We start from the raw sequence: 26,147 nt of genomic DNA, 5'->3' as shown, positions 1-26,147 counted from the left end.
TCCTGTTAAGGCTGTATAAGAAGTAATAATATCCGCCAGGCGTTTATGATAAATGAAATAGTAGTTCATTTCTCCGTCTTGTGCACCAAAAGATGAAAATCTGTTGTTACTCGCACCAAAGTTAAAATCGCTCTGAAAAGTATTGTCCAGAAAGAAAGATACCGTAGTTTAACCCATGATGTATCCCCATGTAAAAAGGAATAGTGGAATAAATCGGATCTTGTCCGGTTGAATACCCATAGGCATCAAAATTCCAGTTGGTATAACCGCTCCCTTTACGGTCAAGGTTACCTGTTTTCTCTCCAAGGCCAACAAAACGTTCCCCCTCCTGCATTTTTTTGTAAGTCGTTACTTCATTAGCTACCCACGATGTAGTCAGTCCCTTTTCGTCCTGACTGATCACCTGCCCGTCTAAAGTGTAAAAAGCAATACTATAAGGCTTTTTAGTGATTTTTGCTTTAAGAGAATCGGTCGTTACCGTAATCTCCTGCGCATTTTGGGTAATGGAAACATTGGTTTTAACTGGTTTAGCAATAACTGCATAAGAGAAATCTTTGCCAAGATTCTTTTGATCTAACCGGACCCTGATGATAGACGGACTGTAAACTGTTAACTCACCATATGCATTTGCTGTAGTAAATTCTACCTTTTGTCCGGCAATATTCACCGAGGTAATATTTCCTGTATTCCGTACCGGATTGCTTTGTGCAAAGGCAGCAACAGGGAAAGTTAAAAGCAGCAGTAGGTTAGGGATCGTAGTCAGTTTTCTCATATGGATCGGAAAAATTAGTATGGGGAGTAACGAAGGAAATGCCCTGAATTATCTTCAGGGCATTTCAGTATTTTATTGTTTAACTACACTGTAAGTGTAATTACCTGGATTATTCAGATTTAAGGTAATTTTATAAGTTCCAGCAGCTGCAATTGCAATATTGCTACCCTTAGGATCAGGTACACCGTCTTTATCCCCGTAACTGATCGCATCAGTACCATTCGCTCTGAATTTGAATGAACCAGCAGATAAAGCTTTGGTAACAGTCCATACGTGATTAGTGGTGTCATAAGTCATCGCTGCATCACTGGCACTAGTTGCATCACCAATTATTGCCCATACTGTCTTAGTCACTGAATAAGTAAGCGCTTTGATATCTGCTTTGATCGTAATATCCAGCACCAGCTGTATGTAAATTGTCACCCCCACCTGCATTCAGTGTACCTGGTGCTGAAGTCCCATAATTTACATGAGCCCAGTCAGGAGCCGAGGTTAATTTATAATCTGTAGTTGCGTCAGGAAAATTAATATATCCTTCATAAGCACCATTATCTGCTATAGAAGAAATTCTCGCCGCAGTAGGTTTGTCTGGTAGCCAATTCTGATAAGAGCCAGGAACATATAATGAAGGGTAGATAATAATAATCTGATAAGGGGTTATTGTAATTGGCAAGACATTGGAATAAGCAGGTGTATACTTATCACTAACACTAGCTTTAATTCTCACTTCAACTTTACCAGCCACCGCCGGAGTAAGCTTCAGCTGATTTACTAAACTATTAATCTCAGCAACCGTAAAAGTCTTAGTTAATAGCGTATTCATTGCCACCTCTTTAGGCGCTTTAAAATTATTTCCCGCAACATCCATTTGCAAGGCATAGGACAATCCAGCACTATAACCAAATGAAGAAGCTGTCCAATTGAAGGTAACGGCCGTTTTTGCTGCACTTGCACTATCCAGTACCAGGGTTGTTTGCGTAGATGTTAAACCCGGCGCTGTACCGCTACCTGCTACAATCCTGGTTTCATCCTTTTTACATGACACAAATAATAGCAGGAAAAGGCTATAGGTCATAGCTTTTATATATAATGATTTCATCTCTATAATAGATTTTTGATTAATAACCTGGATTCTGAGTTAAGTTTGGATTGGCAATTACATCGGCAGATGGCAATGGGAAAATACTGCGGGTTGCTTCTACACCACGGCCAGCTTTAACACCACCTTTAAAAGGCCACAAATATGATCCATCAGTAAATTTGCCAAAACGGACTAAATCTGTACGTCTGTATCCTTCCCAGAAGAATTCTTTTGCTCTTTCTGTTAAGATATTGTCTAAGGTTAATGAATTTACATTTCCAGTTTCATTACCATAAGCACGCTGACGCAAAAGATTGACATAAGTAACTGCCTGGCTTGTTGAACCACCGCCACCGCCACGCAAAACAGCCTCAGCATAATTCAAATAAGCCTCTGGTAAACGGAACAAGGGGAAATCTGTAGAGCAAAAAGTTCCATTATTAGAAGGAGCAGCAACATTGTTCCGATCAACATTCCTAAACTTTATTGCACGTAAACCATCAGTGAATACTGCTACATCATCATTAGCTGCTTTGTCACCATAGAACATGGCTCTTGAATCCGGGTTAGAAGTAAAACCACCCGTAATCCCAAACATGGCAGGTAAAGTTGAACGGGTACGGATACCACCCCAGCCACCAGCAGGAATACCAAATTTAGCCGGACTCATATCTCCATTGATAGACGCATTGATCAGGAAGGTCGTACCGCCATAATTCTGGGTCAGATTTCCATCATAATTAATAGATAAGATTACTTCATTATTATTCTTATCATTATCGGAAAGGAATAAGTTTTTATAAGCCGATTGTAAGCTATAACCAGCACCAATTACTTTACTAGCATAGGTAATTGCTTCTGTATTTCTGGCAGTACCATTATAAACCGATGCATTCAGATACAGACGTGATAACAACATCCAGTCTGCTCCTTTTGTTACTCTGCCGTAGTCACTGGTTGCTGGTAATAAAGGATCTATAGCTAACAATTCACTTTCTACATATTTGAATAAATCTGCACGTTTAATTTGTTGAGGAGCAACTACACCGATTTCATTGGCCTCTGTAATAAATGGAGGATTACCAAATAAATCCATCAGCACCCAATACTGATAAGCACGGAGGAATCTTGCTTCTGCTCTGTAGGCTGTAATATTTGTAGCATCGGCTCCTGTGATATTACGTGAAGCTAATTTCTCAGGGGTACTTTCACGGAGAAATTCATTGACTACCGTGATCTGATACAAACTTCTGGTATATAAACCGCGCAGAATCACATTCTCCGAAGTATAAGTCTGATAGTTTAAATCAAAGACTCCAGGGTCATTCCAAACACACAGTCCTTCATCAGAGGTTAGTTCCTGCGCATTCCAGTATAAACGAATAAAATCAGAAGCTCCTGCATCAATGCCACCCAGGTCACTGTTACCTGAGCCACCACCACCTGTGGTTGCAAAACTTCCATATATTTTAGCCAGCACTTGTTTATAACCTGCCGGAGTAGAATAAGCGACATCTGAAGTAATATCGTTAGTTGGCTTTAAGTTCAGGTCTTTCTTACAAGACGAGAAGGCTGCCATTAAAATGGCTGTTGCCGTAAATATTTTAAATAGATTTTTCATCTCTCTTAAGTTTATATTATTAAAATCCTAGATTAAGACCTAAACTATATGTTCTTGGTCTTGGATATAGGTTATAATCTATACCAGTACTACTTTCCGGATCAACTCCTTTGTATTTAGAAATCACAAAGACATTCTGAACGTTTGCAGTGATACGAAGGTTCGCTTTTGAGTTTGGCGATATAAACGACCAAAATTATAAGCAAGACCAGCATTATCCATTTTCAGGAAGGAAGCATTGTGTATATAATAATCACTCAGGTACTGGTTATTAGAAAAGTTAGTGTCGTAAAATGTAGTACTCGCGTTGTTGATCAATCCGCTTGGGCTCAGAAGATTTCTGTTTACACCAAAATTGGAAGAAACGTTGTCATAAATGTAGTTACCAATGTTTGCACGTAATACTGTACTCAGTGTCAATTTTTTGTAGTTAAATGATGTAGTGAAACCCAGAATATACTTAGGCGCAGGATTTTTGTAGAAATATCTGTCCTGATCATTAACAACACCGTCATTATTCAGGTCTGCATATACTCCTTCAATTGGTGCACCCTGAGCATTATAAACCTGTTTATATACATAAAAAAAGATCCGGGAGCATAATTAGGTGAATTCCATTTCAGAGTGGTAGCCGTTGCACCGGCAATGTTACCGTCAGCAGTTCCTATTTTGAAATCAGGACTTGGGTTTAGGGATAAATTCGTTACTTTATTTTGGTTGTAAGTAAAGTTAAAGCCCATATCCCAGTTCACATCAGCAGATTTAATGATACCAACATTGATACTTACTTCAATACCTTTATTTTCCATGTTACCCACATTGGTTAATAACTGATTGCTAAAATTAGTTCCTACAGCAATCGGCACCAGACTTAATAGATCTTTAGTTTTCTTGTAATAGGCATCTATACTACCATATACTCTTCCTTGAAAGAAACCGTAATCAATACCTGCGTTATAGGTTGTAGAAGTTTCCCATTTCAAGTTTTTATCATAAGCAATAGGTGTATACATGTGATAAAACGTGCCACCAATCTGATACTGCGACTCATTTACACTGGTATAATAATTAGGCAGGTAAGTATAATTACCAATACCATCCTGCTGACCTGTAACACCATAACTTAAACGCATTTTCAAATCAGAAAACACTTTACTGTCTTTTAAGAAAGATTCATTAATGGCTTTCCATGTAAACCCCGCTGATGGAAAATAACCCCATCTGCCTGTTTCACTAAACTTGGATGATCCATCAGAACGCATCGTTCCGGAAAGAATATATTTATCAGCAAAAGTATATACCAAACGACCGTAATAAGACAACAGTCTATTTTGTTGTGTATCAAAAGGAAATACCGGGGTGCTTTGTAAATTGCCCAGAGCATTATAACTATTGAAATTATAAGTTGTGGTTGAATTCTCATAGAAACCATAACCAGCAGTTGCATTAATATTACTTCTGATGCTTTTCAGATCTTTGTTATAGCTAAAGAAAGCTTCTGCTACCTTATTATGCTGAACAGCTTCATATTGTGAAGCTTTTCCAGAAGTTGAAGCTTCTTGTGCTGCATAAGCGGGAACAATTGTTGTTCCATATCCTTTAGACACATCGTAACCACCATTTACATTAAAATGTAATTCAGGTAAAAAATGGAAAGAATAGTCAAGTCTTAAGTTACCAAAACTTCGGCCGCCTTACCATTATCCTGTTTCTCTTCAATAAGTCCCAGCGGATTTTTCGGTGCATTTGGATTCAACTGCCCTGTAGATCCTACCCATTCATAATATCCACCATATTGGTTATTTGCATGAACAGGCTGAGTCGGGTCAAATTGTATGGCCGCAATTATTGCGTCTCTATCTTTATTATTCGCAAAATGTGATTCACTTAATGAACCCTTTAAGCTCAAATCAACTTTCAAATGGTTATCAAAGAAAGTTGGATTAAGTGTTATTCCACCAGTAGCTCTGGTCATACGATCTGTAACCATTAGCCCCCTTTGATCTAAGTAGCCACCAGAAACCCGGTAAGGAACATTCTTAAAACTTCCTGCAATACTCATGTTATTATCTGTACTGAAGGCATTGTTATAAATTACATCCTGCCAGTCTGTATTCGCAGTACCTAGTAAGGCTTTCTGCGCATCATTTCCATTTGCATTGACATAAGCACGAACCTGATCACCTGTTAATACAGAGACCTTTTTAGCAACGGTAGCATAAGAATTCACTGTACTGAAATTGATAACCGGCTCACCTGATTTTCCTTTTTTAGTCGTAATCAGAATAACTCCGTTAGAGGCTCTAGAACCATATATCGCGGTTGCGTTTGCATCCTTCAAGACAGTGAAAGTCTCAATATCATTCGGATTAATTAAACTTAAGGGGCTGGCAACTCCTGCTATCACACTAGGATTTGTGGCACCAATAGTAAGGTTTGTACCAAAAGGGACACCATCAACCACAATCAAAGGATCACTACTTGCGTTTAAAGAGGCACCACCACGTACACGGATCGTACTTCCTGCACCCGGTGCTCCACCATTGGATACAATCGAAACCCCCGCTACTTTACCAGCAATCAATTGTTCAGGTGATGTGATATTACCAGCCTGAAAGTCTTTTGAACTTACTGTGGTAACTGATCCCGTCAAATCTTTTTTCTGTACAGAACCATAACCAATCACGACAACTTCATTTAAGTTTTGTGCGTCGGGCTTCAAAGAAAAGTTAGCCACCATATTTCCCTTTACAGTTACATTAAGATCAATAGAACTGTAGCCAATATAGCTTGCTGTCAAGGTGACTGGCCCATTGGCGACACCAACAATCCTGAAATTACCACCAGCATCTGTACTCGCGCTTCTGCCCTGACCTTTAACCAGTACCGAAGCTCCCGGAAGGCCTATACCGGTTTCATCAATAATTTTACCAGTGATTGAACCGGTTTGTGCTTGTACGGCCAGTGCTGTGATGGTCAAAACCATTAGCAGACAATACCTCATCACGTAAAATACTTTCATATTTAATAACTTTTTTTGGTTATATATTTGGATAATCTAGACTGTGTATCACACACATCGTAAATTTACATTTGAGGATCATATTTCAAAATTTTATATCAAATAATTTTTTAACACAATATTTAATATCTCAAAACAGTCAAAACACCTTAATATATTCTAAGTCAATTTTCACAAAAACAAAAAAGCTTAAAAACACACAATCATATACCTGTAAATCAATAAGTTAATCGGAATTTAAACCTTATTAAGGTGTTTTATTTACACTAAGTATTTTTAAGTGACTTTTACGGGAACGATACCGGGAACGTTCCCGAACTTGAGAAGCCTTATTAACAATGCCGACAGAAAAAAAAACTGAAATTCTGCGTATTTTCGGAGAATCTCAAAATATTCTGCTCAAAAACCCTCGATTTAGTAACAGAAATTTAACGTTTTTTTAATGCCCCTGAAGCCGTAGAATTCCGCTTCACTAACTTAGATTCGAGTACAATTTTTTCGTTGATATTGACTGTCTCCGGTTGCTCCAGCATTTTGAACAAAAGCAAAGCTGCCTCTACCCCAATCTCCGTAGATGGTTGGGTAACTGTAGTTAAGGATGGATTGAGCAGTGGTGCAATTTGCAGACTTGAGAAGCCTACTACCTTTACCTGTTCTGGAATAGTCACATCCAGATCATTGCAAGCATAATAAGTAGCAAAAGCCAGACGCTCTACAGAAGTAAATACGCCATCAGGTTTGAGGCGTTTCAACATATCCTTCAGAATCACATTATTTCGCTTATAACTATTGGTGCAATCCACAATCATACGGTCATCAAAAGGAATGTTATATTTTGCCAGTGCATCCAGGTAACCCTGCATCCTTGTTTTACCGATTGATAGATTCTTATTGATAACTAAACAAGCAATCCGCTTACATCCCTGCTTGATCAGATGCTGAACAGCAGAAAAGCTACTATCATAATCATTGGTAATTACCCTTGGCGTAATAATGTCTTCATATACCCTGTCAAAGAAAACCAGCGGTAGTCTTTTTTGATTCAGTTCATTCAGATAATTATGATCATTGGCTTCGCCCGATACCGACATAATAATCCCATCAGCGCGTCCATTGTGTAAGTGTCTGATGAAAGAAACTTCCTTCTCATAATCATCATCCGTAGAATAGATCAATATATGATAGCCCTTAGCCCTGGCAACGCCCTCAATCCCATGAATAACTTGTGAAAAGAAATTATTGGCTAGTTCGGGAACAATAACTGCAATAGTTTTACTACGTTGCTCCCTTAAGTTACTTGCATAATGATTGGGCTGATAGTTCAGCTCTTTTGCCGCAGCCAATATCTTATCCTTGGTTTCTTTGCTAATATCACTATTATCCCGAAAAGCCCTGGAAACAGTTGAAGTCGATAAATTAAGCGCTTTCGCCAGTTCTTTTATATTGATATTACGCATCTACGCCTCTGCAATTATTTTTTACAGGGTAAATATAACCGAAAATCAGTAACCTGTCCTAATTTATAATTAGTTCCCCTCAATCAGCCTCCTTTTTTTAGAATGCAGTAACCCAGTCCATTGCATAACCACATAGCAACCCCAAATCAGCTCGAAAAACCCCTAAAAAACGATCGAAACGAGAAGATCCTAAATACCTGACAATAAGGTCAGTCAGTAAAACAGCTTGTTCAGATATCATTCACAGTTCTTACACAGCAACTACAGAGCTCATTTGATTCCTGCTGAATAAATAGTGAACTTTTTGTAAATTACTTTTCTAAAATAAATTTAAAACAACACTTATTCTTATTCTTTTAACCATATTGGTAATACCAAAAAACAGATATAATAGCCACAAATCAGGATATCTCTGCCAACAATGCTGCTAAGTCCTTCAATATGAAAAATGCCATTAAAGGGGAATTTCCGCAGCAGGGGATCAACTGGGAAACCATATTGATTGCAAACGGAGAACTGGTTAAACCCGAAAACGTGATGGTCACACTATCCGAAGACACCTTTAATTTCGTATGGGATGAAGATCAAACTGGTATAGGGTCACCAAACGACCGCGCCATTATCCTGTTATACGATAAAACTTTCGGGAATGTACATGCCAACTATAGTGGAGCGCGCAGAGACGAATTAAAAGATACTTTCCGCCTCAACCCCCCTTTTATACTAAAGGCAGGACTTATGAGGTATTTATAGCCTTTAAAGACATAATGAGCGATCATGTATCCAAAAGTGTCTATTGCGGAAGATTTATTAACTAAATGATCATAACTTGTGATTTCTCATTGCTACTACATTTGATCCTGTTAACAGGATCAAAAAATGATTGGTAATCTTAGAGCAAAGAGATGCTTAATAAAAATAGGCCCGGCTATTTGCCGGGCTTATTTTTATTACTCAATAAACAATTGATTCACCACATACAGGGTCTTGGTGCCATTGTCATAGCGGATCACTGCACTTGCCTTACCATCAGGATAAATCTTTCCTGTAATAGATGTTACGTTTAACCAGGTACCACTGATTGTGTCATATACTTCTGCACTGGTAAAATTCTGAGCACTATCTCCATACAAAGAGACAATATATCTCCCTTGCTTTACTTTGCCATAATTGATGCTTGTGCTTTTGGCTTTTACAATTGCACCTGTTACTGCTGCTGCTGCATTACCGGCTGGAGGGTCAATGACCCCAGCATACAGCCAGCAATCATTGCATTAATCATTATTTTTTTCATAGGGGGGTAGGATTAGTTGATTAATCCTAAATATATTAATTTCATCTTACGATTATTTCATATTTCCCTATTAAAAGTTTATTTTTTTTTTTTTTACAAAAGAATAAAGAAAAAACAGTAGCCAATCTTTTACGAGATTACCCGTCAGTATAATTCCAGACGGGGCTACCAATACTATTGAAACAAAATTTCAGTAAGAATGCACCGAACAAAATAGAATTATTGCAGCTTTAGTCAGGAAAATATAAGTACATAGTTGTTGTACCCTGCCATCCTGCAAACATCCATAACTATCCTGGCCATTCTTCCCATCCACCCTGCTACAGGATATCGTATAAAAAACATGTATACCAATGTGAGGGCATAGCGTTTTTTTTTTTTTTTCTTCAGGAAAAATAATGCCGACCGAACATGGTATACATGTTTTTTATAGGAGAAACTTAGTTTCCCCAGCGCCACTCCCCGGCAATTCTCAGCGGTTCTTCCAGCTTGTTCTCTATCAAGAACGCTTTCAATTTCCCCTCTTCTTGCTTCCCAACCGGGATAACCTTCATATTAGCCAGCCCATATGTTAACATTGCACTGTACCTCACTGTATTTTTCAACCCCTGTTCATCCACCAGTTTAAAACTATCTCCATCAGAATGATAGAACTGACCTGAATGATTAGGCAGTTGTCCGCCTGCTCCACCACCAGTAGGAATTCCTTCCAGCATAAAAGGCTGGTGGTCACTATGTAACCAGGCCCCAGCGACAAACACGTTCTTAAATCCAGTATCAATTTTAGCAATCTGACTTCCCCAGTTCGTAAACGCATCCTTCATTTCCACCCTGCTCGTGGCAAACCCTTTAGGATCATTCGTCATATCATAATTCAGCATGAACTTCACCTTACCCAGTTCATGTTTCTTCTCCGCCTGAGCGATATAAGCTTTAGACCTAATAACCCCTGTTCCTCACCCATAAAAAGGATAAACTCAACCGTACGCTTCGTTTTTAGTTTCAACACCTTAAAAGACCTTGCCATATCCATCACAGCGAAAGAGCCGATACCATTATCTATTGCACCCGTTGCCAGATCCCAGCTGTCCAAATGTCCGCCAACCAATATCTTCTCCTCCGGAAGTGAATCCCCCTTTAACGTAGCGATCACATTTCTCGCTTTGATCATCCCGGAGAAATTCGTCATATTCAGGCTCGCAAACTGCGCCTTTGACTTCAACTGTTCTTTAATTTCCATCCCACTCTCTAATCCGATACAAACCGCAGGTATAGTAATCAGTTTACCCGTCACAGAAGCCGTACCTGTCAGCAATACACCACCCTTTACCCCATTGATAATGATAATTCCGACAGCACCATGTTTAATCGCAATTGCTGTCTTCTCAGAACGGTGAAGAGAAGGAGTTTCAGCCGGCGATCCCGGTAATACACACCCAGATAAACCAAAGCTATTTTGCCCTTAACCTTACCCCCATCCTTCACATAATCATTCTCCAGGCCATTACCCAAATCCACCAATTCTGCCGACACAGATGACTTAACCGGCGAATGCGCCAGTGCCACCGAAGGTGTCACCTTCAAACTAGCCGCCGCATCACCAATTTTAGTTTCATTGGTGATCCTGCTCCAGCTTTCCACTTCGAAAGGCTGATAACGGACATTATAACCGTAAGATTTAAATAAGTTAAAAGCATATTCCTCAGCCTTAGCCCCATTGGCAGAACCCGTTAAACGGTGCCCAATAGTTTCTGTAGCAGATTTCAAGGTAACATAAGCCTTTGAATGCTCCTGTACATCAGTATTGATCTGATTAAAAGCTTTGCTGAAATTATCCTGGGCATGCGCAGAAACTGCCAGCCCGGCAAGAAAGAGAGAGAAAAGAATCTTCATGGAAATATATTTCGATTAAAAGTCTGCTTAAATTTAGATGATAAAATTATTTACAGCTTATTTTTAAGCGAAACAAGTCCTATTTGTTTCTGGTAGCCTTCCTACCTGAAATGAACAGGACGAAGTTGCAGCTAAAAGAAGCATAAATAAATTATCAGATGAATTTTAAACAGGCTCTAAAATAAGCTTTTAATTAAAATATACAGGGACAAAAATATAGTGTATAGGAATTGTTACTTTTTACGTTCTGTAGTATAACGGACTAACTGTTCAAGACCCGTTCTGGCTTCACTTTCTTCAAAAGTATATAAGATATCAAATGCTTCCTGCTGATACTGAGCCATTTTTTCAGTCGCATAATGAACACCATCTTTGCTATTCACAAAATCAATGATCTGCTGAATTTTAGCAGGCTCATCGTTATGATTCTTAACAAGGCTAATCATTTTCTTCTTTTCTGCCTTATCTGCACGGTTCAACGCATAGATTAATGGAAGGGTAACTTTCTTTTCCTTAATATCTATTCCCAGTGGTTTACCCCACATCATCGGTACCAAAATCAAAAGTATCATCCTTAATCTGGAAGGCAATACCAACCTTTTCACCGAATAACCGCATTTTTTCAATGGTCTCATCGTCAGCACCAGCCGATGCAGCACCACAGGCACAGCATGAAGCAATTAGTGAAGCAGTCTTCTGACGAATAACATCAAAATAAAGTTCTTCACTGATATCCATTCTGCGCACCTTTTCAATCTGTAATAATTCACCTTCGCTCATCTGCTTGACAGCTTCAGAGACGATTTGTAAAAGACGGAACTCATTATTGTTTACAGAAAGCAAAAGACCTTTGGCCAGCAAATAATCGCCTACCAGTACAGCAATCTTATTTTTCCATAAAGCATTGATAGAAAAGAATCCTCTGCGTTCATACGCATTATCCACAACATCATCATGGACAAGGGTGGCAGTATGCAATAACTCAACCAGGGCAGCTCCACGGTGTGTAGATTCAATAATCCCCCCGCAAAGTTTAGCGGCAAAAATACAAACATAGGTCTGATTTGTTTACCCTTTCTCTTAACGATATAGTGTGTGATCCGATCCAGTAATGGGGCGTCACTATGCATTGAAGCTTTGAATTTTTCTTCAAAGACTGCTATATCTGCGGCTATGGGTTTCTTAATCTGATTTATTCCCGGCATTCAGGTTTGAAAATATGTGCAAACTTAACTAAATTCAGTTAATTCTGCTTGAATGAAATTTTAAAATTGAATTATTACTATGAATGCTTAACAGCAATGTGTTTAAAGATCTGTTCTGCGTGGACCCTGGAGTTCTCAATAAACCATTTATGCGTGTCCATGCCACCACAAACCACACCAGCAAGATATAAGCCTGGAAGATTTGTTTCCATCGTTTCAGGATTATAAGCAGGGGCAGACGATTCACCTTCAAGCTGTACACCCAGTTTTCTCAGCATTCCAAAATCAGGTTTATAACCAGTCATAGCAATTACAAAATCATTTTCCAGTGCAAAAGTTTCATCTTCAGTTTTGATAGTGACACTATCTTCTGCAATAGCTAATACCTCTGCATTAAAATAAGCTTTGATTTCGCCTTCTTTAATTCTGTTTTCTATATCCGGACGTACCCAGTATTTCACATAGGAACCAATCTCTGAATTACGGATCACCAAAGTAACCTTTGCCCCTTTACGATAAGTTTCCAATGCGGCATCGATAGCAGAATTATTTGCACCAATAACCACTACATTCTGAAAAGCATATAAATGTGGATCTTTATAATAATGTGCAACTTTAGGCAGATTTTCTCCTGGAATATCCATCAACAATGGTACATCATAAAACCCTGTGGATATAATCACATTTTTAGTTTTATAAGTCCTTTTGGAAGTTCTAACCTCAAATTGCGCTGCTCCTATTTTATTTACTTCCTCTACCTTTTCAAAAAGATTGATTTGCAAATCAAATTTCTCTGCCACCCGGCGATAATATTCCACGGCTTCATTCCTGTTTGGCTTAGGGCTGATACTCACAAATGGAACTTCTCCAATCTCCAGTTTCTGAGAAGTGGAGAAAAAAGTCATAAATACAGGGTAATTGTACAAACTGTTAACCAGTGCCCCCTTTTCTACAATCACATACTTAAGTCCTGCTTTTTTAGCTTCTATCCCACAGGCCATACCGATTGGGCCTGCGCCGATAATCAGAACATCATATTCTTCCATTAACAAATCAGGATTTAATTTCTTTTACTGATGAAGAGCTATCTGTACGTTTCAAACTTGTGGAACGAATCGCAGCATAACCTCCCTTGATATCGATTACCTTATCTACACCTCTTGCTTTTAAAATAGAAGCGGCAATCATAGATCTGTAACCACCAGCACAATGAATATAATAGGTTTCCTGAGGGTTTATCTCATTTGTCCAGTCATTGATATAATCCAGCGGACGGGTTAATGTAGATTCCAAATGTCCCGCTTCATATTCTCCGGGCTTACGTACATCCAGTATTTTCAAATTCGGATTAGTATGAACAACATCTTCAAAATCGGCAACAGAAACGGAATCAACAGTATCTACATCCTTACCAGCAGCTATCCACCCAGCTATGCCGCCTTCCAGGTAACCGATAGTCTGATCGTAACCAACTCTTGCTAAACGGGTAATCGCTTCTTCGGCCTTGCCTTCTTCCACAATTAATAATAAAGGCTGTTTCAGGTCAGTAATCAACGCGCCAACCCAGGGAGCAAACTGTCCGTTCAGACCTATATTAATAGAGGAAGGAATAAAAGATTTTGCAAATTCCTGCGGATCTCTGGTATCCAGGATCAGTGCACCAACATGGTTTACTGTTGCTTCAAACTCCTCTGGCTGCATTGGGATTAATCCCTTCTCTTTAACCTGGGCAAAGCTTTCATAACCGTTTTTATTGATTGCCGCATTTTTAGCGAAATATTGTGGCGGAGGTAAAGTACCTTCCGTTACTTGTCTGATAAAATCTTCCCGGCCAGCGGTTTTAAGTGCATAGTTCACTTCCTTCTGATGACCCAGCGTATCAAATGTCTCTTTACTCATATGTTTACCACAGGCAGAGCCTGCACCATGCGCCGGATAAACCAGGATATCATCAGGTAAAGGAAGTATTTTTGAATGCAAAGAGTCATAAAGCGTGCCTGCCATTTCTTCTGCTGATTGCGCGCCTTTTTGTACCAGGTCTGGTCTGCCAACGTCACCGATAAATAAGGTGTCACCTGTAAAAATGCAATAAGGCTTACCATCTTTATCACTCAGCAGATAGGTAGTCGATTCGGGGGTATGCCCCGGAGTATGTAAAGTCGTAATCGTCAGTTCACCGATTTTAAAGGTTTCGCCGTCGGTTGCGATATAAGAATCAAAAGTTGTTTGTGCAGTAGGGCCATATATAATCTTTGCACCCGAATGCTGGGCAAGGTCAACATGTCCTGACACAAAATCAGCATGAAAATGTGTCTCAAAAATATATTTAATTTTAGCACCTGCCAGTTTAGCCTTTTTAAGATAAGGCTGAACCTCCCGTAAAGGATCGATAATTGCCGCCTCTCCATTGCTTTCAATATAATAAGCTGCTTCGGCTAGACAGCCTGTATAAATCTGTTCTATCTTCATATCATTTATGCTGTTAACTCTCCGCGCAAAGATTGCTCCATTAGCACAGCTATTTCAGTATTTGTGAGATTTTGACCCATCAAATACATTAGCTTGGTTACTGTAGCCTCAAATGTCATATCAAAACCACTGATAATACCCATCTGCTGCAATTTTTTACTGGTTTCATATTTGCCCAGCTCAACTGAGCCACCCTGACATTGTGAAATGTCAACAATTAATTTACCCTGATCTATAGCAGCCTGCAAACTATCAATAAACCACTGAGCAGTTGTGGTATTGCCTGACCCGAAGGTTTCCAGTACAATCGCATCAACTGCCGATCTGGTAATCGCCTGAACCGCCTGCGCTGTAATGCCAGGGTACAATTTCAAAAACACCAATGTTTGCATTGAAATTTGACTGTACCTTCAAAGATTCCTTTGGCAACTCATTGATATAATTGTTATAAAATGAAAGATTTACACCTGCTTCTGCCAGAATATGGTAATTAGGAGACTGGAAAGCTTCAAATTTTTCCGAGTTATATTTAATAGAGCGGTTACCGCGGAATAATTGATAGTCAAAATAAATACAGACTTCAGGTACCATCGCAACCCCGTTATTCTTAGTGGCTACGATTTCCAGTGCAGTGATTAAATTCTCTTTTGCATCTGTTCTGATTTCGCCAATTGGCAATTGTGACCCGGTAAGCACAACTGGCTTACTCAAATTTTTCAGCATAAAACTCAATGCTGAGGCTGTGTAGGCCATCGTGTCTGAACCATGCAAGACAACAAATCCATCATAGTCATTATAGGTGTCTTCAATAATCCTTGCCAGCTCTGCCCAGATGACCGGGTCCATGTTTGAAGAGTCCAGAATAGGGTCAAAGAAATGAACTGAAAGATGATAATTTAACCGGGCCAGCTCAGGTACATTCTGCTGGATCTGCTCGAAATCAAAAGGAATTAATGAACCCGTCAGTGGGTTATTGACCATACCGATAGTTCCACCTGTATAGATAATGAGAATTTTTGTCATGTAAATTTAGACGTTAAATATTTTGATAGAATTGGCTGTAGTGACTTCCGCGACTTTTTCCACAGGGATATGATAAATGTCAGCAACTTTCTGTGCAATGTGTACGAGGTAACTGCTTTCATTCGGTTTACCCCTGTAAGGTACAGGTGCCAGATAAGGTGAATCTGTTTCTAACACCAGGTGTTCCAGAGGAATATGCGAAAGCACTTCGTCCAGTCCGGCCTTTTTATAGGTAACAACCCCTCCTATTCCCAGGTAAAAACCTAGTTCAACAGTTCTTTTTGCCTGTTCCAGGTTACCGGTAAAACAATGAAGAATTCCTCTAAGGTCCTCTCCTTTTTCGGATTCCGGATTTCGAAGACTTCATCAAAAGCTTCACGGCAATGGATCACAATAGGAAGTTTTAATTCTTTAGCCCACCTGATTTGTTCGCGGAAGGCATCCTGCTGTATTCCCAGTGTAGTTTTATCCCAGTAAAGATCAATACCGATCTCACCAATAGCATAAATCTTTCTGTCTGCAATGCTGTTATAGATTTCAGTCAGAACCTCTGTATAGTCTTCTTTGACTTCACAGGGATGTAATCCTGCCATTGCAAAACAGTTATCAGGATACTTTCTGACCAGATCATCAATTTTGGCGATCGAAGAGATATCTACATTAGGAAGAAATAAACGGTCTATCTTATTTTCAAAGCAGCGCTCAAAAAGTAATGCCTGCTTTTCCTCTTCCGTTTCGTAATACAAATGCGTATGCGTATCGGTTAAAAACATAAAACAAAGTTAATAAAAAAACCCTGTCCGGTAATCCGGACAGGGTTTATAGTAATGATTAAAAATCAAAATTATTTTAGCTGCAGGAGCCATAACCGGCGCTGCTGCTACAGGTGCTCCTGTAGGTTTTTTGATGTCAGTAATTTCAACTTCAAAACATAATGGAGAGAATGGAGTAATACCACCCTGAGGCATTCCGCCTTCACCGTAAGCTAATTTAGAAGGGATGATTAAAGTGATCTTTCCTCCTTTTCCAATTAATTTAAGACCCTCGTCAAATCCTGGAATTGCTCTTCCTATAGTAAATGGACGCGGGCCATATTGTGCCATCGCGTTGAATTTACCTGATTCTACAGCTACCTGTTTGATACTTGTATCGAAAATACTTTCTTTACCATTTGATTTTTTAGTCAGTAATTTACCTGTGTAATTTACCATTAAAGTATCAGTAGGCGTAGCTCTTTGTGCATCACCTGGAGCGGTAATTACATACTGTAAGCCAGTAGCTGTAGTTTGTACTTTTAATTTGTTGTCATCAATAAAGCTTTTGATTTTACCTGCTTCAGCTGCTTTTGTTTTGCAACTGTAGCCTGGAAATCTTTCTGGAAAAACTCAGTAGCTTTTTTCTGGAAAGTTGAATCAGCTTCACCTTTAGCTTTGTGCATTACTTTTTCGATTTTCACAGTGAAAACCATGTATTTATCTTTCTGTGTAGCTGGTTTTGGCTGGTTTGAATATTTAGCCATTGAATCCAGGTCAATTTTGAAAGTAGCACTATCACCTTCTGCTAATAACATTAAAGCGTCAGAGATATCTCCTGCCCATTGTTTTTTAGATACCGGGAATACAGCTGGTTGCTGAATATCATAAGTACTGCTGGTTACTGAATCTTTTTCAGTTTTTTGGATTGCATTGATTTTGATGATATCACCTTCAACGATCTTATCTTTTCCTTCAGTTTTGTGTATTGTATACATCAGGCCACCCGGACCTTTTTTGAAGTTGTTACAAGCCGCTAAACCAAGTGTAGCTGCAAAAAGAATTACTAATGTTTTTTTCATTTCAGATTTATATGTTTTTTTTTTAGTTTTAGTTTCATAAAGCACGCTTCAGCTTTCCTGCAATTTATACAATATCAGCCTTACGTTCTATTTTATTTGTTTTTTCTTTAATAAAGAGCAAGTTTAAGCAAACTTTAAATTAATTACTGCAATAATTGTGTTTTATACTCAGGTAAAATTGATTTAAAGTAAGTTATAGTGTCCTCAAGGTTCTTGTCAGAGTACCCTCCGGCAGCATTTCTATGTCCACCGCCATTGAAAAATTTCTTACAAATCTCATTCGCAGGGAAATCACCTGTTGAACGTAAAGATAATTTAACTTTATCTGTTCTTTCAATGATAAAAGCTGCTAATTTGATCCCATTGATAGAAAGTGCATAGTTAACAATACCTTCTGTATCACCGGTAACAATATTGAAACGTTTCAATTCTTCGGCAGTAACGGAGATAATAGCTGTATTAAATTCTCTGATAATTTCCAGTTTATTGGTCAGACAGTTCCCAAGGAAACGCAGGCGGTTTTCTGTTGCATTATCGTATACCAGCTGATGGATACGCCAGTGTTCTGCTCCTGCATCAATCAAATCAGCACCAATCCGGTAAACTGTTGAGGTAGCGGAAGGAAAACGGAAAGATCCTGAATCAGTCATAATACCCGTATATAAACAGGTAGCAATGTCTTTGTTCATCAATTCTCCGTCATTCAGTTCATTTACAATAAAATCGTAAACCAATTGAGCAGCTGCACAGGCATTGATACTCCAGTGTCTGTAATCATCAAAATCCTCAGGATCAAGATGATGATCAATCATTATTTTATAAGCAGACGAATTCCGTATCACTTCTCCAAGCTCGTTGATACGACTTAAAGTATTGAAATCCAGACAGAATACAAGAGCAGCATCGGCAACTAACTGCTCAGCTTCTTCTTTAGCTTCTGTATAAATCATTACATCAGCATTATTTGGAAGCCAGTGTAAAAAGTATGGATAGTCTGTTGGGGTAATTACTTTTACATGATGACCTTTCTGGATCAGATAAGCATATAAGCCCAGAGAAGAGCCCATAGCATCGCCATCAGGTTTATGGTGTGTAGTAATTACAATTTTCTGCGGCGTTGCCAGCAATGTTTTAAGTTCGGAAAGGGATAGCATAATTTTCGCTGCAAATCTAATAATTTAATGAGAGCCTGTTTAAATTTAGATGATAAAATTGTTTATAGCTTATTTTTAAGCGAAACGAGTCATATTTATTTCCGGTAGCCTTCATACCTGAAATGAATATGACGAAGTTGCAGCTAAAAAAAAGCATAAACAAATTATCAGATAAATTTCAAACTGGCGCCGATTAAGATGTGGTTTAAAATTTGGTGTATAATATTAACAGTAGAAAATGTAATTTTGCAAAATAAATAACACAAAGATGACTACAAACAGAACATTTACAATGATCAAGCCAGATGCAGTAGCAAATGGACATATCGGAGCAATTATCAATGACATTACTGCCGCTGGTTTAAAATCATTGCATTAAAATACACTAAACTAACAGAAGAAACTGCTGGTAAATTCTATGAAGTACACAAAGATCGTCCATTTTATGGTGATTTAGTTAGCTTCATGTCTTCTGGACCAATCGTAGCTGCAATTCTTGAAAAAGACAATGCAATCGAAGATTTCAGAAAATTGATCGGTGCTACAAACCCAGCTGATGCAGCTGAAGGTACAATCCGTCAGAAATATGCCAAATCTATTGATGCAAATGCTGTTCACGGATCTGATTCGGACGAGAATGCTGCAATCGAAGGAGATTTCTTCTTTACTGCTGCTGAACGTTTCTAGTTCCTGCTGAATAAACTTATCAAATAAAAGCACCTCAAAAGGGTGCTTATTTTCGTTAAGACAAATCGACTTTCGCAATTACAAAACCTGAAATAAAAATATAAACTAATGAAGAAATTAGCCCTTACCCTTTTGATCCCGCTATGTGGTTATGCGGTAAACGCACAAAAACCAAACGTAAACCTGCTACCAGAAAAACACCGGTAAAAACAACTGCCGCTATAAAGATGACAAGTCTTACAGACTCAGCAAGTTATGCTTTTGGTATTTCGATGGCATCAGGTTTAAAAACCAATGGTGTTAAAGCACTAAACTACGAGTTACTGGCAAAAGGTTTAAAAGATGCATTTCAGGGTCAGACACCTTTATTAACCGAACAAGCATCACAAAAAGTTATCGGTAATCTTTTTAAAGAAATTACTATGGAAAAATATGCTGCACAGATCGCTAAGGAAAAAAACTTCCTTGAAGGCAACCTGAAAGTTATAGAAGTAAAGCGCACTGCGAGTGGTTTACAGTACATTGTTGTTGCCCCTGGAGAAGGCCAAAAACCAAAACCTACTGATCAGGTAACTGTAAACTACAAAGGTACATTGCTTAGCGGGAAACAGTTTGACAGCTCCTATGATAGAAAAGAACCATTGACTATTGGTGTTGACAGAGTTATCCCAGGATGATGGACAGAAGGCTTGCAATTGATGTCTCCGGGTTCTAAATATAAATTCTTCATCCCTTATAATTTAGCTTACGGTGAGCGCCCGATGGGAAAAGAAATACCTCCTTACAGTATGCTGATTTTTGAAGTTGAGTTATTAAAAGTAAACGGTAAATAATTCTTTTTTAAAAACCATTTCGCAGATGACTTGTTCAGATATAACTAATTAATCTGCTATGAATATAAAAAGATATTTACCCTTAGCCCTTGTGGCATTAATAATGACAACTTTAAGTAGCTGTCAACTTGTGGAGAGTATATTCAAGGCCGGAGTCTGGTCCGGTATAATTGTAGTTGTTGTTGTGCTTGCCCTGATTATCTGGGTAGTCAGCAAGATATTTGGTGGCGGAAACGGAAACTAAGACCTGAGCTTTGTTTAAACAAATGCTTACAGAAATACAATTTCATTGATGACCTCTGAACCGGCGCGTTCATTCAGTTTCTGAATGATGCCGGTTCGTACCATGAGCAATTCGTTCTTAATCACAGAAGATTCAATACGAACAAACAGTTTTTTATGTGCAATGTAGATTTGTGTTGTTCTGTTTCCTATAGCAGTACCCATAATTTCAGGCCACATCGCTATAACGCCTGTTTCATCAAACTTCCCTTTAATCTTATAGACAGACAACATTTTTGAAATGGCGTCCTTAAGGGTCATGTCATTTGGTTTACGCATGTTGTATGGCTCCGTTAATTACTTCAAATAAAGTTACGGGAACTTTGATCTTATCAAAGATATTCATCACTCTTTCTTTTCCTGTATCGGTAATAAAAATCTGTCCGAAGTCATGGTGCGAAACCATTTCCATCAGTTTATGCATTCTGTGTTCGTCCAGCTTATCAAAAATATCATCCAGCAGCAATAAAGGTTTAAAGCCTTTATATTTTTCTACATAAGCATATTGTGCCAGTTTAAGGGCGATCAGAAAAGACTTCTGCTGACCCTGCGAACCCTGAACGAATTTCTTGAGTGGCATATCACTGATCGTAAAGATCAGATCATCTTTATGTATTCCTGTAGTTGTTCTTTCGAGGATTTTATCTTTTTCTACGGATTGCAGCAGTAAGGTTTCAAAAGGTGTTTCATTGAGCTGAGAATGATAAATCAGACTTACCCGTTCTGCATCAGCTGTAAGATAATGATAGTATTTATTGAATAGTTCTATATAATCAAGCATAAACTGCTTGCGTTTTTCGAAGATCTTCGTGCCGCAGCTCACTAATTGCTCATTAAAGATTTCAAGCAAAGCCGGATCATAACGACGGGTGACAGCAATTTGCTTTAATAAGGCATTTCTATTTAAAAGATGCCTGTTATACATCATCAGCTCATCCAGATATTGTGCATCTGTCTGAGAAATCACATTATCCATAAACTTCCGCCTTTCTTCACTCCCATCCATGATAATGGTCACGTCATAAGGCGAGATCATCACCAGAGGGAAAAGTCCGATATGATTAGCTAGCTAGTTATCATATTCTTTTTTATTCCTCTTAAATTGCTTTTTCTGATTTTTCTTAACACCACAGGTAATCTTCTCATTCTTTTCCTGGCGATCGAAATCCCCCTGAATCATAAAAAGTTCTTCGGCAGTTTTTATCTGCTGGCTATCAATCGGATTGAAATAGCTTTTACAAAGACACAGGTAATGGATCGCATCCAGTAAATTCGTCTTCCCGGCACCATTATTCCCAATAAATGCGTTTACTGTTTTTGAAAACCGCAAATCAGCATCAGAATAATTCTTAAAATTAAGCAGAGTAATGTTTTTTAACCACATAGTATGAGCTGCAAAGTTACCGTTTCGCTTTGTTAAAAGATGCTGATACACAGATTTGTTTCATCAATATCCTATTCACATCTAATTCAGAGGGTTCGAAAACGCCATACGTTTAAAATTTTTATTTAAATACTTAAAAAGAGGTTGATACTTTAACCGAAAAATGTATTTTTGCAATCCTTAATTTTTATTAATAAAAAATGTCCACAACAGAAAAAGAAGTAAATCATAACGTTAGAAAGGGTTCATTTTTAGAGGAAAACTCTAAAAGCCTTTTATTCATTGCCGCAGCGGTAATCGTATTAGTGATCATATACTTTTGGTATCAGAATGTATATTTGAAAGGCAGAGCTGAAGAGGCTTCTGCAAAAATGTACAAAGCAGAACAATTTGTTGGGGTAGATTCTCTGGCTAATAAAGCTATCACAGGTGACGCAGGTTACCCGGGATTTGAAAAAATTGCTGAAGAATACAACAATACAAAATCAGCTAACTTAGCTAACCTGTATCTTGGAGGAATCTATTTACGTAAAGGAGAGTATAAAAAAGCTACTGAGGTTTTAGGTAAATATTCAGAAACAGGAAGTCCTGTTGCAGATCCACTGGCATTAGGTATGTTAGGTGATGCTTACAGTGAACTGAAAGATTATAGCCAGGCAATTACTTATTACAAGAAAGCGGCTGACAAAATCAAGCAACAAGTTTACTTCTCCATTGTTCCTTAAAAAACTAGGATTAGTTTACGAATCACAAAAAGACTTCAAAAATGCAGAAGAAGCATATAACAAAATCAAAGCTGAGTTCCCTGGAAGTCAGGAAGCTGTGATGATTGATGAGTATATCGCCCGCGCTACTGCTGCACAAGGAAAATAACATTTTCAAAATATTTTGACAAAGGCCTGCATTTTATGCGGGCCTTTTTTTTGTTTTAATACTTATCTTTGCACCCATGGCAACACAATTAAAAAACCTGTCCGACTTTTCTCATACAACTGTACCTGATGGCGCAGCTTATAAAATTGCTATTGCGGTAGCAGAATGGAACGCGGATGTAACAGGCAGTCTTTACAAAGGTGCATTGGAAACGCTTTTAAAACATGGCGTTAAAGAAGAGAATATTCTTTCTATTGCAGTTCCGGGAAGTTTCGAATTAACTGGTGCAGCTGAGATCTTGTTAAAAAAACATGCAGATCTCTTGATGCTGTTATCTGTCTTGGATGTGTAATACAGGGTGATACCAAACATTTTGATTTTATCTGTGATGCTGTAGCCAATGGCGTAACGCAAGTAGGGATTAAGTATAGTAAACCAGTTATTTTTGGTGTATTAACGACTAATGATTTACAACAGGCATTAGACAGATCTGGTGGTAAACATGGAAATAAAGGAGATGAAGCAGCAATTACAGCGATAAAAATGGCTCATTTGCTGGCAACAGCTTAAGATTTGTTTAAAAGCACTGAATACTGAATTGTTTTATTTTCTGGAATAGTGTAGATTAGCAGAAGATTAACACAATCAACAATGAAAAAGATAGCAATTGTATTGCTTGGAGTATTCTTTGCAATAATAGTTTTAGAGTCTTGCTCTAACCGTATCTGCCCGGCATACAGTTCGTATCCAAAAGGCAACCGGAGAAAGTAAGCCGGAAATAATTTAAAATAGAAATTTGATGGAGTGGAAGAACATTACTGATCAAAATCAGATCAGTGACATAAAAACGCAGGCGGGTTATAGTTTAATTTTTAAACACAGCACTCGTTGTTCAGTGAGTATGATGGCAAAAAAAAAAAAAAACGTTTGAGCTTGACTGGGAAATTATCCCGGAAGACACAAACCTGTATTTCCTTGACCTGATCAGCCATCGTGCAATTTCTGCACAGATAGCTGAAACATTTCAAGTTCATCATGAGTCCCCACAGATTTTATTAATCAAAAATGGTGACTGCGTACTTGATGCCTCACATAGTGACATCTCAGCGGATGAAGTGGCCGAACTGATTAATAATTAAAAGTAACAGTTTTCTTTAAATCAGGGTGAAGACTGTAAAATACCGGACAGGTATTTGCAGATCTTTCAATAATCTTCTTATCTTTTTCAGAATAGTTATTCGCAGGAAACTGGAAGACAGCAATAATTTCGGCTACTCTTCTGGGACCTTCTGCCATAATTTTTGTGATTTCACAAGTTGCCCCGTCAATCAATGTTAAAGCCGTGTTCTGCGGCTGCAATACCTACGATAGTGATCATACAGTTCCCTAGTGAGGTAGCCAGTAAATCTGTAGGTGAAAATGCTTCGCCCTTACCTTTATTATCGACAGGTGCATCTGTAATAATTTCATTTCCCGAACGTAAATGAACAGAGCTGGTTCTCAGCCCTCCGTTATAAGTTATTTTTGAAGTTGCCATATTGATTTAAACAGTTTCTAAAACCTGCTTTACAAGATTAGCATTAATTATTTACCAAATCAATAACCCATAAAGATCAATCTTTCCCAATTTTGTCATATTTTAACGTATTTAAGCATAACATTACACCTTACATACACTTCATGTTTATAACAATTCAAACCTATTGCTTAACTTTGTCCCATGATCGAACTTCCGGTTGTTTCAGCGAACACAGTACAACGTAAACCAGACTGGCTTAGAGTTAAGCTTCCTGTAGGTAAAGAATATGCACAAGTGCGTAGTCTTGTAGATACCCATAAACTACATACCATTTGTGAAAGTGGTAATTGCCCTAATATGGGTGAGTGCTGGGGTGCTGGTACGGCAACATTTATGATCCTTGGTAATATATGTACCCGCTCCTGCTCATTTTGTGCAGTTGCAACAGGCAGACCAAAAGCTGTAGATACAGATGAGCCTAACCGTGTAGCTAACTCAGTTAAATTAATGCAGGTAAAACATTGTGTAATTACTTCGGTAGACCGCGATGATCTGAAAGATGGCGGATCTATAATCTGGGCAGAAACTTTACAGGCTATTCGCAGAGAAAGTCCTTCGACAACTTTAGAAACACTTATTCCTGATTTCAGAGGTATCTGGGATAACCTTTACCGTGTATTGGAAGAGCGTCCTGAGGTTATGTCACATAATATTGAAACTGTACGCCGTTTAACTAAACAAGTACGTGTTCAGGCCAAATATGATAGAAGTCTTGAATGTCTGAAAAGAATATCAGAATTCGGTTTGAGAACCAAACAGGTATTATGCTTGGATTGGGAGAAACTGAAGACGACGTTCTGGAAGCAATGGATGACCTGGTTGCAAATGGTGTGCATATCCTGACTTTAGGTCAGTATTTACAGCCAACCCGTAACCACCACCCGGTTATTGACTGGATTCACCCTGATCAATTTGCTAAGTATAAAGAGATAGGAATGGCTAAAGGCTTGAGATATGTAGAAAGCGGCCCGTTAGTCCGTTCTTCATACCATGCGGAGAAACATCTTTTCGATTTTTAATACATAAAGCATTTCAAACAAAAATATGTTTAAACTTGTTACACATTCTGTATATTAGCAAATATTGGCACCAAATAATAAAATATCCCTTACAGAAGAAGATCTGGTGCGTGCACTGAAAGATCGCGACAAGATCGCTATTCAGGCATTATACGATATGTATTCAGCTGCACTGTTAGGTGTGATTTTCAGAATTGTACAGCATTCGGAAATAGCTGAAGATCTCTTACAGGATACTTTTGTCAAAATCTGGCATTCAGCAGATAGCTATGACAGTACTAAAGGCCGTTTATTCACATGGATGATTAATGTTGCCCGTAATCTGGCTATAGATAAAATACGCTCCAAAGATTTCAGGAATGCCAATAAAAACCAGGATATAGAAAATAACGTAGATTTCATTGACCAGCAAAGAAAGGTAACTTTTAATGCGGATACAATGGGTTTAAAAGATATGGTTACTGCACTTAAACCTGAATTCAAGAGCGTATTGGATATGGTCTATTTTAAAGGCTATACTCATGTCGAGGCTGCAGAGGAACTGAATTTACCATTAGGTACGGTAAAAACCCGTGTCAGAATGGCTATTATAGAATTAAGAAAGTATTTTAATTAAAGTGGAAGAAGCAAAAGCATATATCGAAACAGGCATACTTGAACTTTAC

The 26,147-nt window shown here is 38.4% G+C and carries 26 protein-coding genes and 9 pseudogenes; 12 read left to right on the top strand and 23 right to left on the bottom strand.

Annotated elements, in window-relative coordinates:
- Window positions 1–121 precede the first annotated feature (121 nt).
- The 8 genes and pseudogenes from ACWYN3_RS32595 to ACWYN3_RS32560 form a co-directional block, all read right to left on the bottom strand.
- Window positions 122–772, bottom strand: a complete 651-nt coding sequence (locus tag ACWYN3_RS32595) for a hypothetical protein (protein ID WP_456217981.1) — start codon at window positions 770–772, stop codon at window positions 122–124.
- 72 nt (window positions 773–844) lie between these two features.
- Window positions 845–1,126, bottom strand: a complete 282-nt coding sequence (locus ACWYN3_RS32590) for a hypothetical protein (protein ID WP_456217980.1) — start codon at window positions 1,124–1,126, stop codon at window positions 845–847.
- Window positions 1,119–1,871 carry a SusE domain-containing protein gene (locus tag ACWYN3_RS32585; RefSeq protein WP_456217979.1) on the bottom strand — a complete coding sequence of 251 codons (753 nt, stop codon included), beginning with the start codon at window positions 1,869–1,871 and terminating at the stop codon, window positions 1,119–1,121. The genes ACWYN3_RS32590 and ACWYN3_RS32585 overlap by 8 nt, the downstream gene beginning before the upstream one ends.
- A 19-nt stretch (window positions 1,872–1,890) precedes the next feature.
- Entirely contained in the window at window positions 1,891–3,474 is a 1,584-nt protein-coding gene (locus tag ACWYN3_RS32580; protein WP_456217978.1) for a RagB/SusD family nutrient uptake outer membrane protein, read from the bottom strand.
- Between the two features lie 123 nt (window positions 3,475–3,597).
- Window positions 3,598–3,894, bottom strand: a complete 297-nt coding sequence (locus ACWYN3_RS32575) for a hypothetical protein (RefSeq protein WP_456217977.1) — start codon at window positions 3,892–3,894, stop codon at window positions 3,598–3,600.
- Between the two features lie 98 nt (window positions 3,895–3,992).
- Window positions 3,993–5,090, bottom strand: a pseudogene (locus ACWYN3_RS32570) (TonB-dependent receptor domain-containing protein); the annotation flags it as partial.
- A 53-nt stretch (window positions 5,091–5,143) separates the two neighbouring features.
- Window positions 5,144–6,496, bottom strand: a complete 1,353-nt coding sequence (locus ACWYN3_RS32565; protein ID WP_456217976.1) for a carboxypeptidase-like regulatory domain-containing protein — start codon at window positions 6,494–6,496, stop codon at window positions 5,144–5,146.
- Window positions 6,497–6,924: 428 nt separating this feature from the next.
- On the bottom strand, window positions 6,925–7,953 hold the full coding sequence (locus ACWYN3_RS32560; RefSeq protein ID WP_456217975.1) for a LacI family DNA-binding transcriptional regulator: 1,029 nt from the start codon (window positions 7,951–7,953) through the stop codon (window positions 6,925–6,927).
- Window positions 7,954–8,340: 387 nt separating this feature from the next.
- Here ACWYN3_RS32560 and ACWYN3_RS32555 point away from each other — a divergent pair, with 387 nt between their 5' ends.
- The gene (locus tag ACWYN3_RS32555) at window positions 8,341–8,706 is read left to right on the top strand and encodes a DUF6266 family protein (RefSeq protein WP_456223238.1); all 366 of its coding nucleotides are present in this window, start codon (window positions 8,341–8,343) and stop codon (window positions 8,704–8,706) included.
- Between the two features lie 197 nt (window positions 8,707–8,903).
- On the opposite strand, the gene ACWYN3_RS32550 is transcribed toward ACWYN3_RS32555, so the two are convergent.
- The 11 genes and pseudogenes from ACWYN3_RS32550 to ACWYN3_RS32500 form a co-directional block, all read right to left on the bottom strand.
- Window positions 8,904–9,086: a hypothetical protein gene (locus tag ACWYN3_RS32550; RefSeq protein ID WP_456217974.1), complete on the bottom strand. Its 183-nt coding sequence runs from the start codon at window positions 9,084–9,086 to the stop codon at window positions 8,904–8,906.
- 601 nt (window positions 9,087–9,687) lie between these two features.
- Window positions 9,688–10,586 (bottom strand): annotated as a pseudogene (locus tag ACWYN3_RS32545) (M28 family metallopeptidase).
- Window positions 10,574–11,140 carry a hypothetical protein gene (locus ACWYN3_RS32540; protein ID WP_456217973.1) on the bottom strand — a complete coding sequence of 189 codons (567 nt, stop codon included), beginning with the start codon at window positions 11,138–11,140 and terminating at the stop codon, window positions 10,574–10,576. The pseudogene ACWYN3_RS32545 and the gene ACWYN3_RS32540 overlap by 13 nt, the downstream one beginning before the upstream one ends.
- Window positions 11,141–11,373: 233 nt before the next feature.
- Window positions 11,374–12,345: pseudogene (locus tag ACWYN3_RS32535) on the bottom strand (polyprenyl synthetase family protein).
- 77 nt (window positions 12,346–12,422) lie between these two features.
- Window positions 12,423–13,391: a YpdA family putative bacillithiol disulfide reductase gene (locus tag ACWYN3_RS32530; RefSeq protein ID WP_456217972.1), complete on the bottom strand. Its 969-nt coding sequence runs from the start codon at window positions 13,389–13,391 to the stop codon at window positions 12,423–12,425.
- A 7-nt stretch (window positions 13,392–13,398) separates the two neighbouring features.
- Entirely contained in the window at window positions 13,399–14,814 is a 1,416-nt protein-coding gene (locus ACWYN3_RS32525; RefSeq protein WP_456217971.1) for an MBL fold metallo-hydrolase, read from the bottom strand.
- 5 nt (window positions 14,815–14,819) lie between these two features.
- A pseudogene (locus tag ACWYN3_RS32520) lies at window positions 14,820–15,837 on the bottom strand (asparaginase).
- Between the two features lie 6 nt (window positions 15,838–15,843).
- A pseudogene (locus ACWYN3_RS32515) lies at window positions 15,844–16,610 on the bottom strand (TatD family hydrolase).
- Between the two features lie 9 nt (window positions 16,611–16,619).
- Window positions 16,620–17,048, bottom strand: coding sequence for an FKBP-type peptidyl-prolyl cis-trans isomerase (locus ACWYN3_RS32510; protein WP_456217970.1), 429 nt, complete (start codon window positions 17,046–17,048; stop codon window positions 16,620–16,622).
- Window positions 17,049–17,131: 83 nt separating this feature from the next.
- Complete coding sequence (locus tag ACWYN3_RS32505) at window positions 17,132–17,671, bottom strand: FKBP-type peptidyl-prolyl cis-trans isomerase (protein WP_456217969.1); 540 nt, start codon at window positions 17,669–17,671, stop codon at window positions 17,132–17,134.
- A 143-nt stretch (window positions 17,672–17,814) separates the two neighbouring features.
- Window positions 17,815–18,825: a DHH family phosphoesterase gene (locus tag ACWYN3_RS32500; RefSeq protein WP_456217968.1), complete on the bottom strand. Its 1,011-nt coding sequence runs from the start codon at window positions 18,823–18,825 to the stop codon at window positions 17,815–17,817.
- A gap of 268 nt (window positions 18,826–19,093) precedes the next feature.
- Between ACWYN3_RS32500 and ACWYN3_RS32495 the strand changes: the two are divergent.
- From ACWYN3_RS32495 to ACWYN3_RS32485, 3 genes and pseudogenes are all read left to right on the top strand, one after another.
- Window positions 19,094–19,512 (top strand): annotated as a pseudogene (locus ACWYN3_RS32495) (nucleoside-diphosphate kinase).
- A 227-nt stretch (window positions 19,513–19,739) separates the two neighbouring features.
- Window positions 19,740–20,345, top strand: a pseudogene (locus ACWYN3_RS32490) (FKBP-type peptidyl-prolyl cis-trans isomerase).
- A gap of 103 nt (window positions 20,346–20,448) precedes the next feature.
- Window positions 20,449–20,589, top strand: a complete 141-nt coding sequence (locus tag ACWYN3_RS32485; RefSeq protein ID WP_456217967.1) for a hypothetical protein — start codon at window positions 20,449–20,451, stop codon at window positions 20,587–20,589.
- A gap of 26 nt (window positions 20,590–20,615) precedes the next feature.
- Here the strand turns inward: ACWYN3_RS32485 and ACWYN3_RS32480 are convergent, their stop codons facing one another.
- Both ACWYN3_RS32480 and recF read right to left on the bottom strand, forming a co-directional pair.
- On the bottom strand, window positions 20,616–20,906 hold the full coding sequence (locus tag ACWYN3_RS32480; RefSeq protein WP_456217966.1) for a DUF721 domain-containing protein: 291 nt from the start codon (window positions 20,904–20,906) through the stop codon (window positions 20,616–20,618).
- Window positions 20,899–22,011, bottom strand: a pseudogene (recF, locus tag ACWYN3_RS32475) (DNA replication/repair protein RecF). The gene ACWYN3_RS32480 and the pseudogene recF overlap by 8 nt, the downstream one beginning before the upstream one ends.
- A gap of 200 nt (window positions 22,012–22,211) precedes the next feature.
- Between recF and ACWYN3_RS32470 the strand changes: the two are divergent.
- The 6 genes from ACWYN3_RS32470 to ACWYN3_RS32445 all read left to right on the top strand — a co-directional run bounded on the left by ACWYN3_RS32470 (window position 22,212) and on the right by ACWYN3_RS32445 (window position 24,023).
- A complete protein-coding gene (locus tag ACWYN3_RS32470; RefSeq protein ID WP_456217965.1) occupies window positions 22,212–22,736 on the top strand; it encodes a tetratricopeptide repeat protein in 525 nt (174 codons plus the stop codon).
- Window positions 22,726–22,884 (top strand): hypothetical protein, encoded by a 159-nt coding sequence (locus tag ACWYN3_RS32465; protein WP_456217964.1) that lies wholly within the window; start codon window positions 22,726–22,728, stop codon window positions 22,882–22,884. The genes ACWYN3_RS32470 and ACWYN3_RS32465 overlap by 11 nt, the downstream gene beginning before the upstream one ends.
- A gap of 76 nt (window positions 22,885–22,960) precedes the next feature.
- Window positions 22,961–23,236 (top strand): 6,7-dimethyl-8-ribityllumazine synthase, encoded by a 276-nt coding sequence (locus ACWYN3_RS32460; protein WP_456217963.1) that lies wholly within the window; start codon window positions 22,961–22,963, stop codon window positions 23,234–23,236.
- On the top strand, window positions 23,218–23,454 hold the full coding sequence (ribH, locus tag ACWYN3_RS32455; RefSeq protein ID WP_456223237.1) for a 6,7-dimethyl-8-ribityllumazine synthase: 237 nt from the start codon (window positions 23,218–23,220) through the stop codon (window positions 23,452–23,454). The genes ACWYN3_RS32460 and ribH overlap by 19 nt, the downstream gene beginning before the upstream one ends.
- A 229-nt stretch (window positions 23,455–23,683) precedes the next feature.
- Complete coding sequence (locus ACWYN3_RS32450) at window positions 23,684–23,815, top strand: monothiol bacilliredoxin BrxC family protein (protein ID WP_456217962.1); 132 nt, start codon at window positions 23,684–23,686, stop codon at window positions 23,813–23,815.
- A 13-nt stretch (window positions 23,816–23,828) separates the two neighbouring features.
- A complete protein-coding gene (locus tag ACWYN3_RS32445) occupies window positions 23,829–24,023 on the top strand; it encodes a monothiol bacilliredoxin BrxC family protein (protein WP_456223236.1) in 195 nt (64 codons plus the stop codon).
- On the opposite strand, the gene ACWYN3_RS32440 is transcribed toward ACWYN3_RS32445, so the two are convergent.
- Together ACWYN3_RS32440 and ACWYN3_RS32435 are read right to left on the bottom strand one after the other, a co-directional pair.
- Window positions 24,013–24,180 carry an OsmC family protein gene (locus ACWYN3_RS32440; protein WP_456217961.1) on the bottom strand — a complete coding sequence of 56 codons (168 nt, stop codon included), beginning with the start codon at window positions 24,178–24,180 and terminating at the stop codon, window positions 24,013–24,015. The genes ACWYN3_RS32445 and ACWYN3_RS32440 overlap by 11 nt on opposite strands.
- A 28-nt stretch (window positions 24,181–24,208) precedes the next feature.
- The gene (locus tag ACWYN3_RS32435) at window positions 24,209–24,421 is read right to left on the bottom strand and encodes an OsmC family protein (protein ID WP_456217960.1); all 213 of its coding nucleotides are present in this window, start codon (window positions 24,419–24,421) and stop codon (window positions 24,209–24,211) included.
- A gap of 183 nt (window positions 24,422–24,604) precedes the next feature.
- On the opposite strand from ACWYN3_RS32435, the pseudogene lipA reads away from it, so the two are divergent.
- Both lipA and ACWYN3_RS32425 read left to right on the top strand, forming a co-directional pair.
- Window positions 24,605–25,482, top strand: a pseudogene (gene lipA, locus ACWYN3_RS32430) (lipoyl synthase).
- Window positions 25,483–25,546: 64 nt separating this feature from the next.
- Window positions 25,547–26,098, top strand: coding sequence for an RNA polymerase sigma factor (locus tag ACWYN3_RS32425; RefSeq protein ID WP_456217959.1), 552 nt, complete (start codon window positions 25,547–25,549; stop codon window positions 26,096–26,098).
- Window positions 26,099–26,147: the final 49 nt, after the last annotated feature.

This window comes from Pedobacter sp. NJ-S-72, assembly GCF_053890575.1.
The sequence above is the reverse complement of the archived record's forward strand: the minus strand, read 5'-3'. Positions and strand labels throughout refer to the sequence as shown.

Coding starts and splice junctions, on each gene's coding strand:
- ACWYN3_RS32595 (WP_456217981.1), bottom strand. CDS start 772: ATGAGAAAACTGACTACGATCCCTAACCTACTGCTGCTTTTAACTTTC.
- ACWYN3_RS32585 (WP_456217979.1), bottom strand. CDS start 1,871: ATGAAATCATTATATATAAAAGCTATGACCTATAGCCTTTTCCTGCTA.
- ACWYN3_RS32580 (WP_456217978.1), bottom strand. CDS start 3,474: ATGAAAAATCTATTTAAAATATTTACGGCAACAGCCATTTTAATGGCA.
- ACWYN3_RS32565 (WP_456217976.1), bottom strand. CDS start 6,496: ATGAAAGTATTTTACGTGATGAGGTATTGTCTGCTAATGGTTTTGACC.
- ACWYN3_RS32560 (WP_456217975.1), bottom strand. CDS start 7,953: ATGCGTAATATCAATATAAAAGAACTGGCGAAAGCGCTTAATTTATCG.
- ACWYN3_RS32540 (WP_456217973.1), bottom strand. CDS start 11,140: ATGAAGATTCTTTTCTCTCTCTTTCTTGCCGGGCTGGCAGTTTCTGCG.
- ACWYN3_RS32530 (WP_456217972.1), bottom strand. CDS start 13,391: ATGGAAGAATATGATGTTCTGATTATCGGCGCAGGCCCAATCGGTATG.
- ACWYN3_RS32525 (WP_456217971.1), bottom strand. CDS start 14,814: ATGAAGATAGAACAGATTTATACAGGCTGTCTAGCCGAAGCAGCTTAT.
- ACWYN3_RS32510 (WP_456217970.1), bottom strand. CDS start 17,048: ATGGTAAATTACACAGGTAAATTACTGACTAAAAAATCAAATGGTAAA.
- ACWYN3_RS32505 (WP_456217969.1), bottom strand. CDS start 17,671: ATGAAAAAAACATTAGTAATTCTTTTTGCAGCTACACTTGGTTTAGCG.
- ACWYN3_RS32500 (WP_456217968.1), bottom strand. CDS start 18,825: ATGCTATCCCTTTCCGAACTTAAAACATTGCTGGCAACGCCGCAGAAA.
- ACWYN3_RS32485 (WP_456217967.1), top strand. CDS start 20,449: ATGACAACTTTAAGTAGCTGTCAACTTGTGGAGAGTATATTCAAGGCC.
- ACWYN3_RS32480 (WP_456217966.1), bottom strand. CDS start 20,906: ATGCGTAAACCAAATGACATGACCCTTAAGGACGCCATTTCAAAAATG.
- ACWYN3_RS32470 (WP_456217965.1), top strand. CDS start 22,212: ATGTCCACAACAGAAAAAGAAGTAAATCATAACGTTAGAAAGGGTTCA.
- ACWYN3_RS32460 (WP_456217963.1), top strand. CDS start 22,961: ATGGCAACACAATTAAAAAACCTGTCCGACTTTTCTCATACAACTGTA.
- ACWYN3_RS32450 (WP_456217962.1), top strand. CDS start 23,684: ATGGAGTGGAAGAACATTACTGATCAAAATCAGATCAGTGACATAAAA.
- ACWYN3_RS32440 (WP_456217961.1), bottom strand. CDS start 24,180: ATGGCAGAAGGTCCCAGAAGAGTAGCCGAAATTATTGCTGTCTTCCAG.
- ACWYN3_RS32435 (WP_456217960.1), bottom strand. CDS start 24,421: ATGGCAACTTCAAAAATAACTTATAACGGAGGGCTGAGAACCAGCTCT.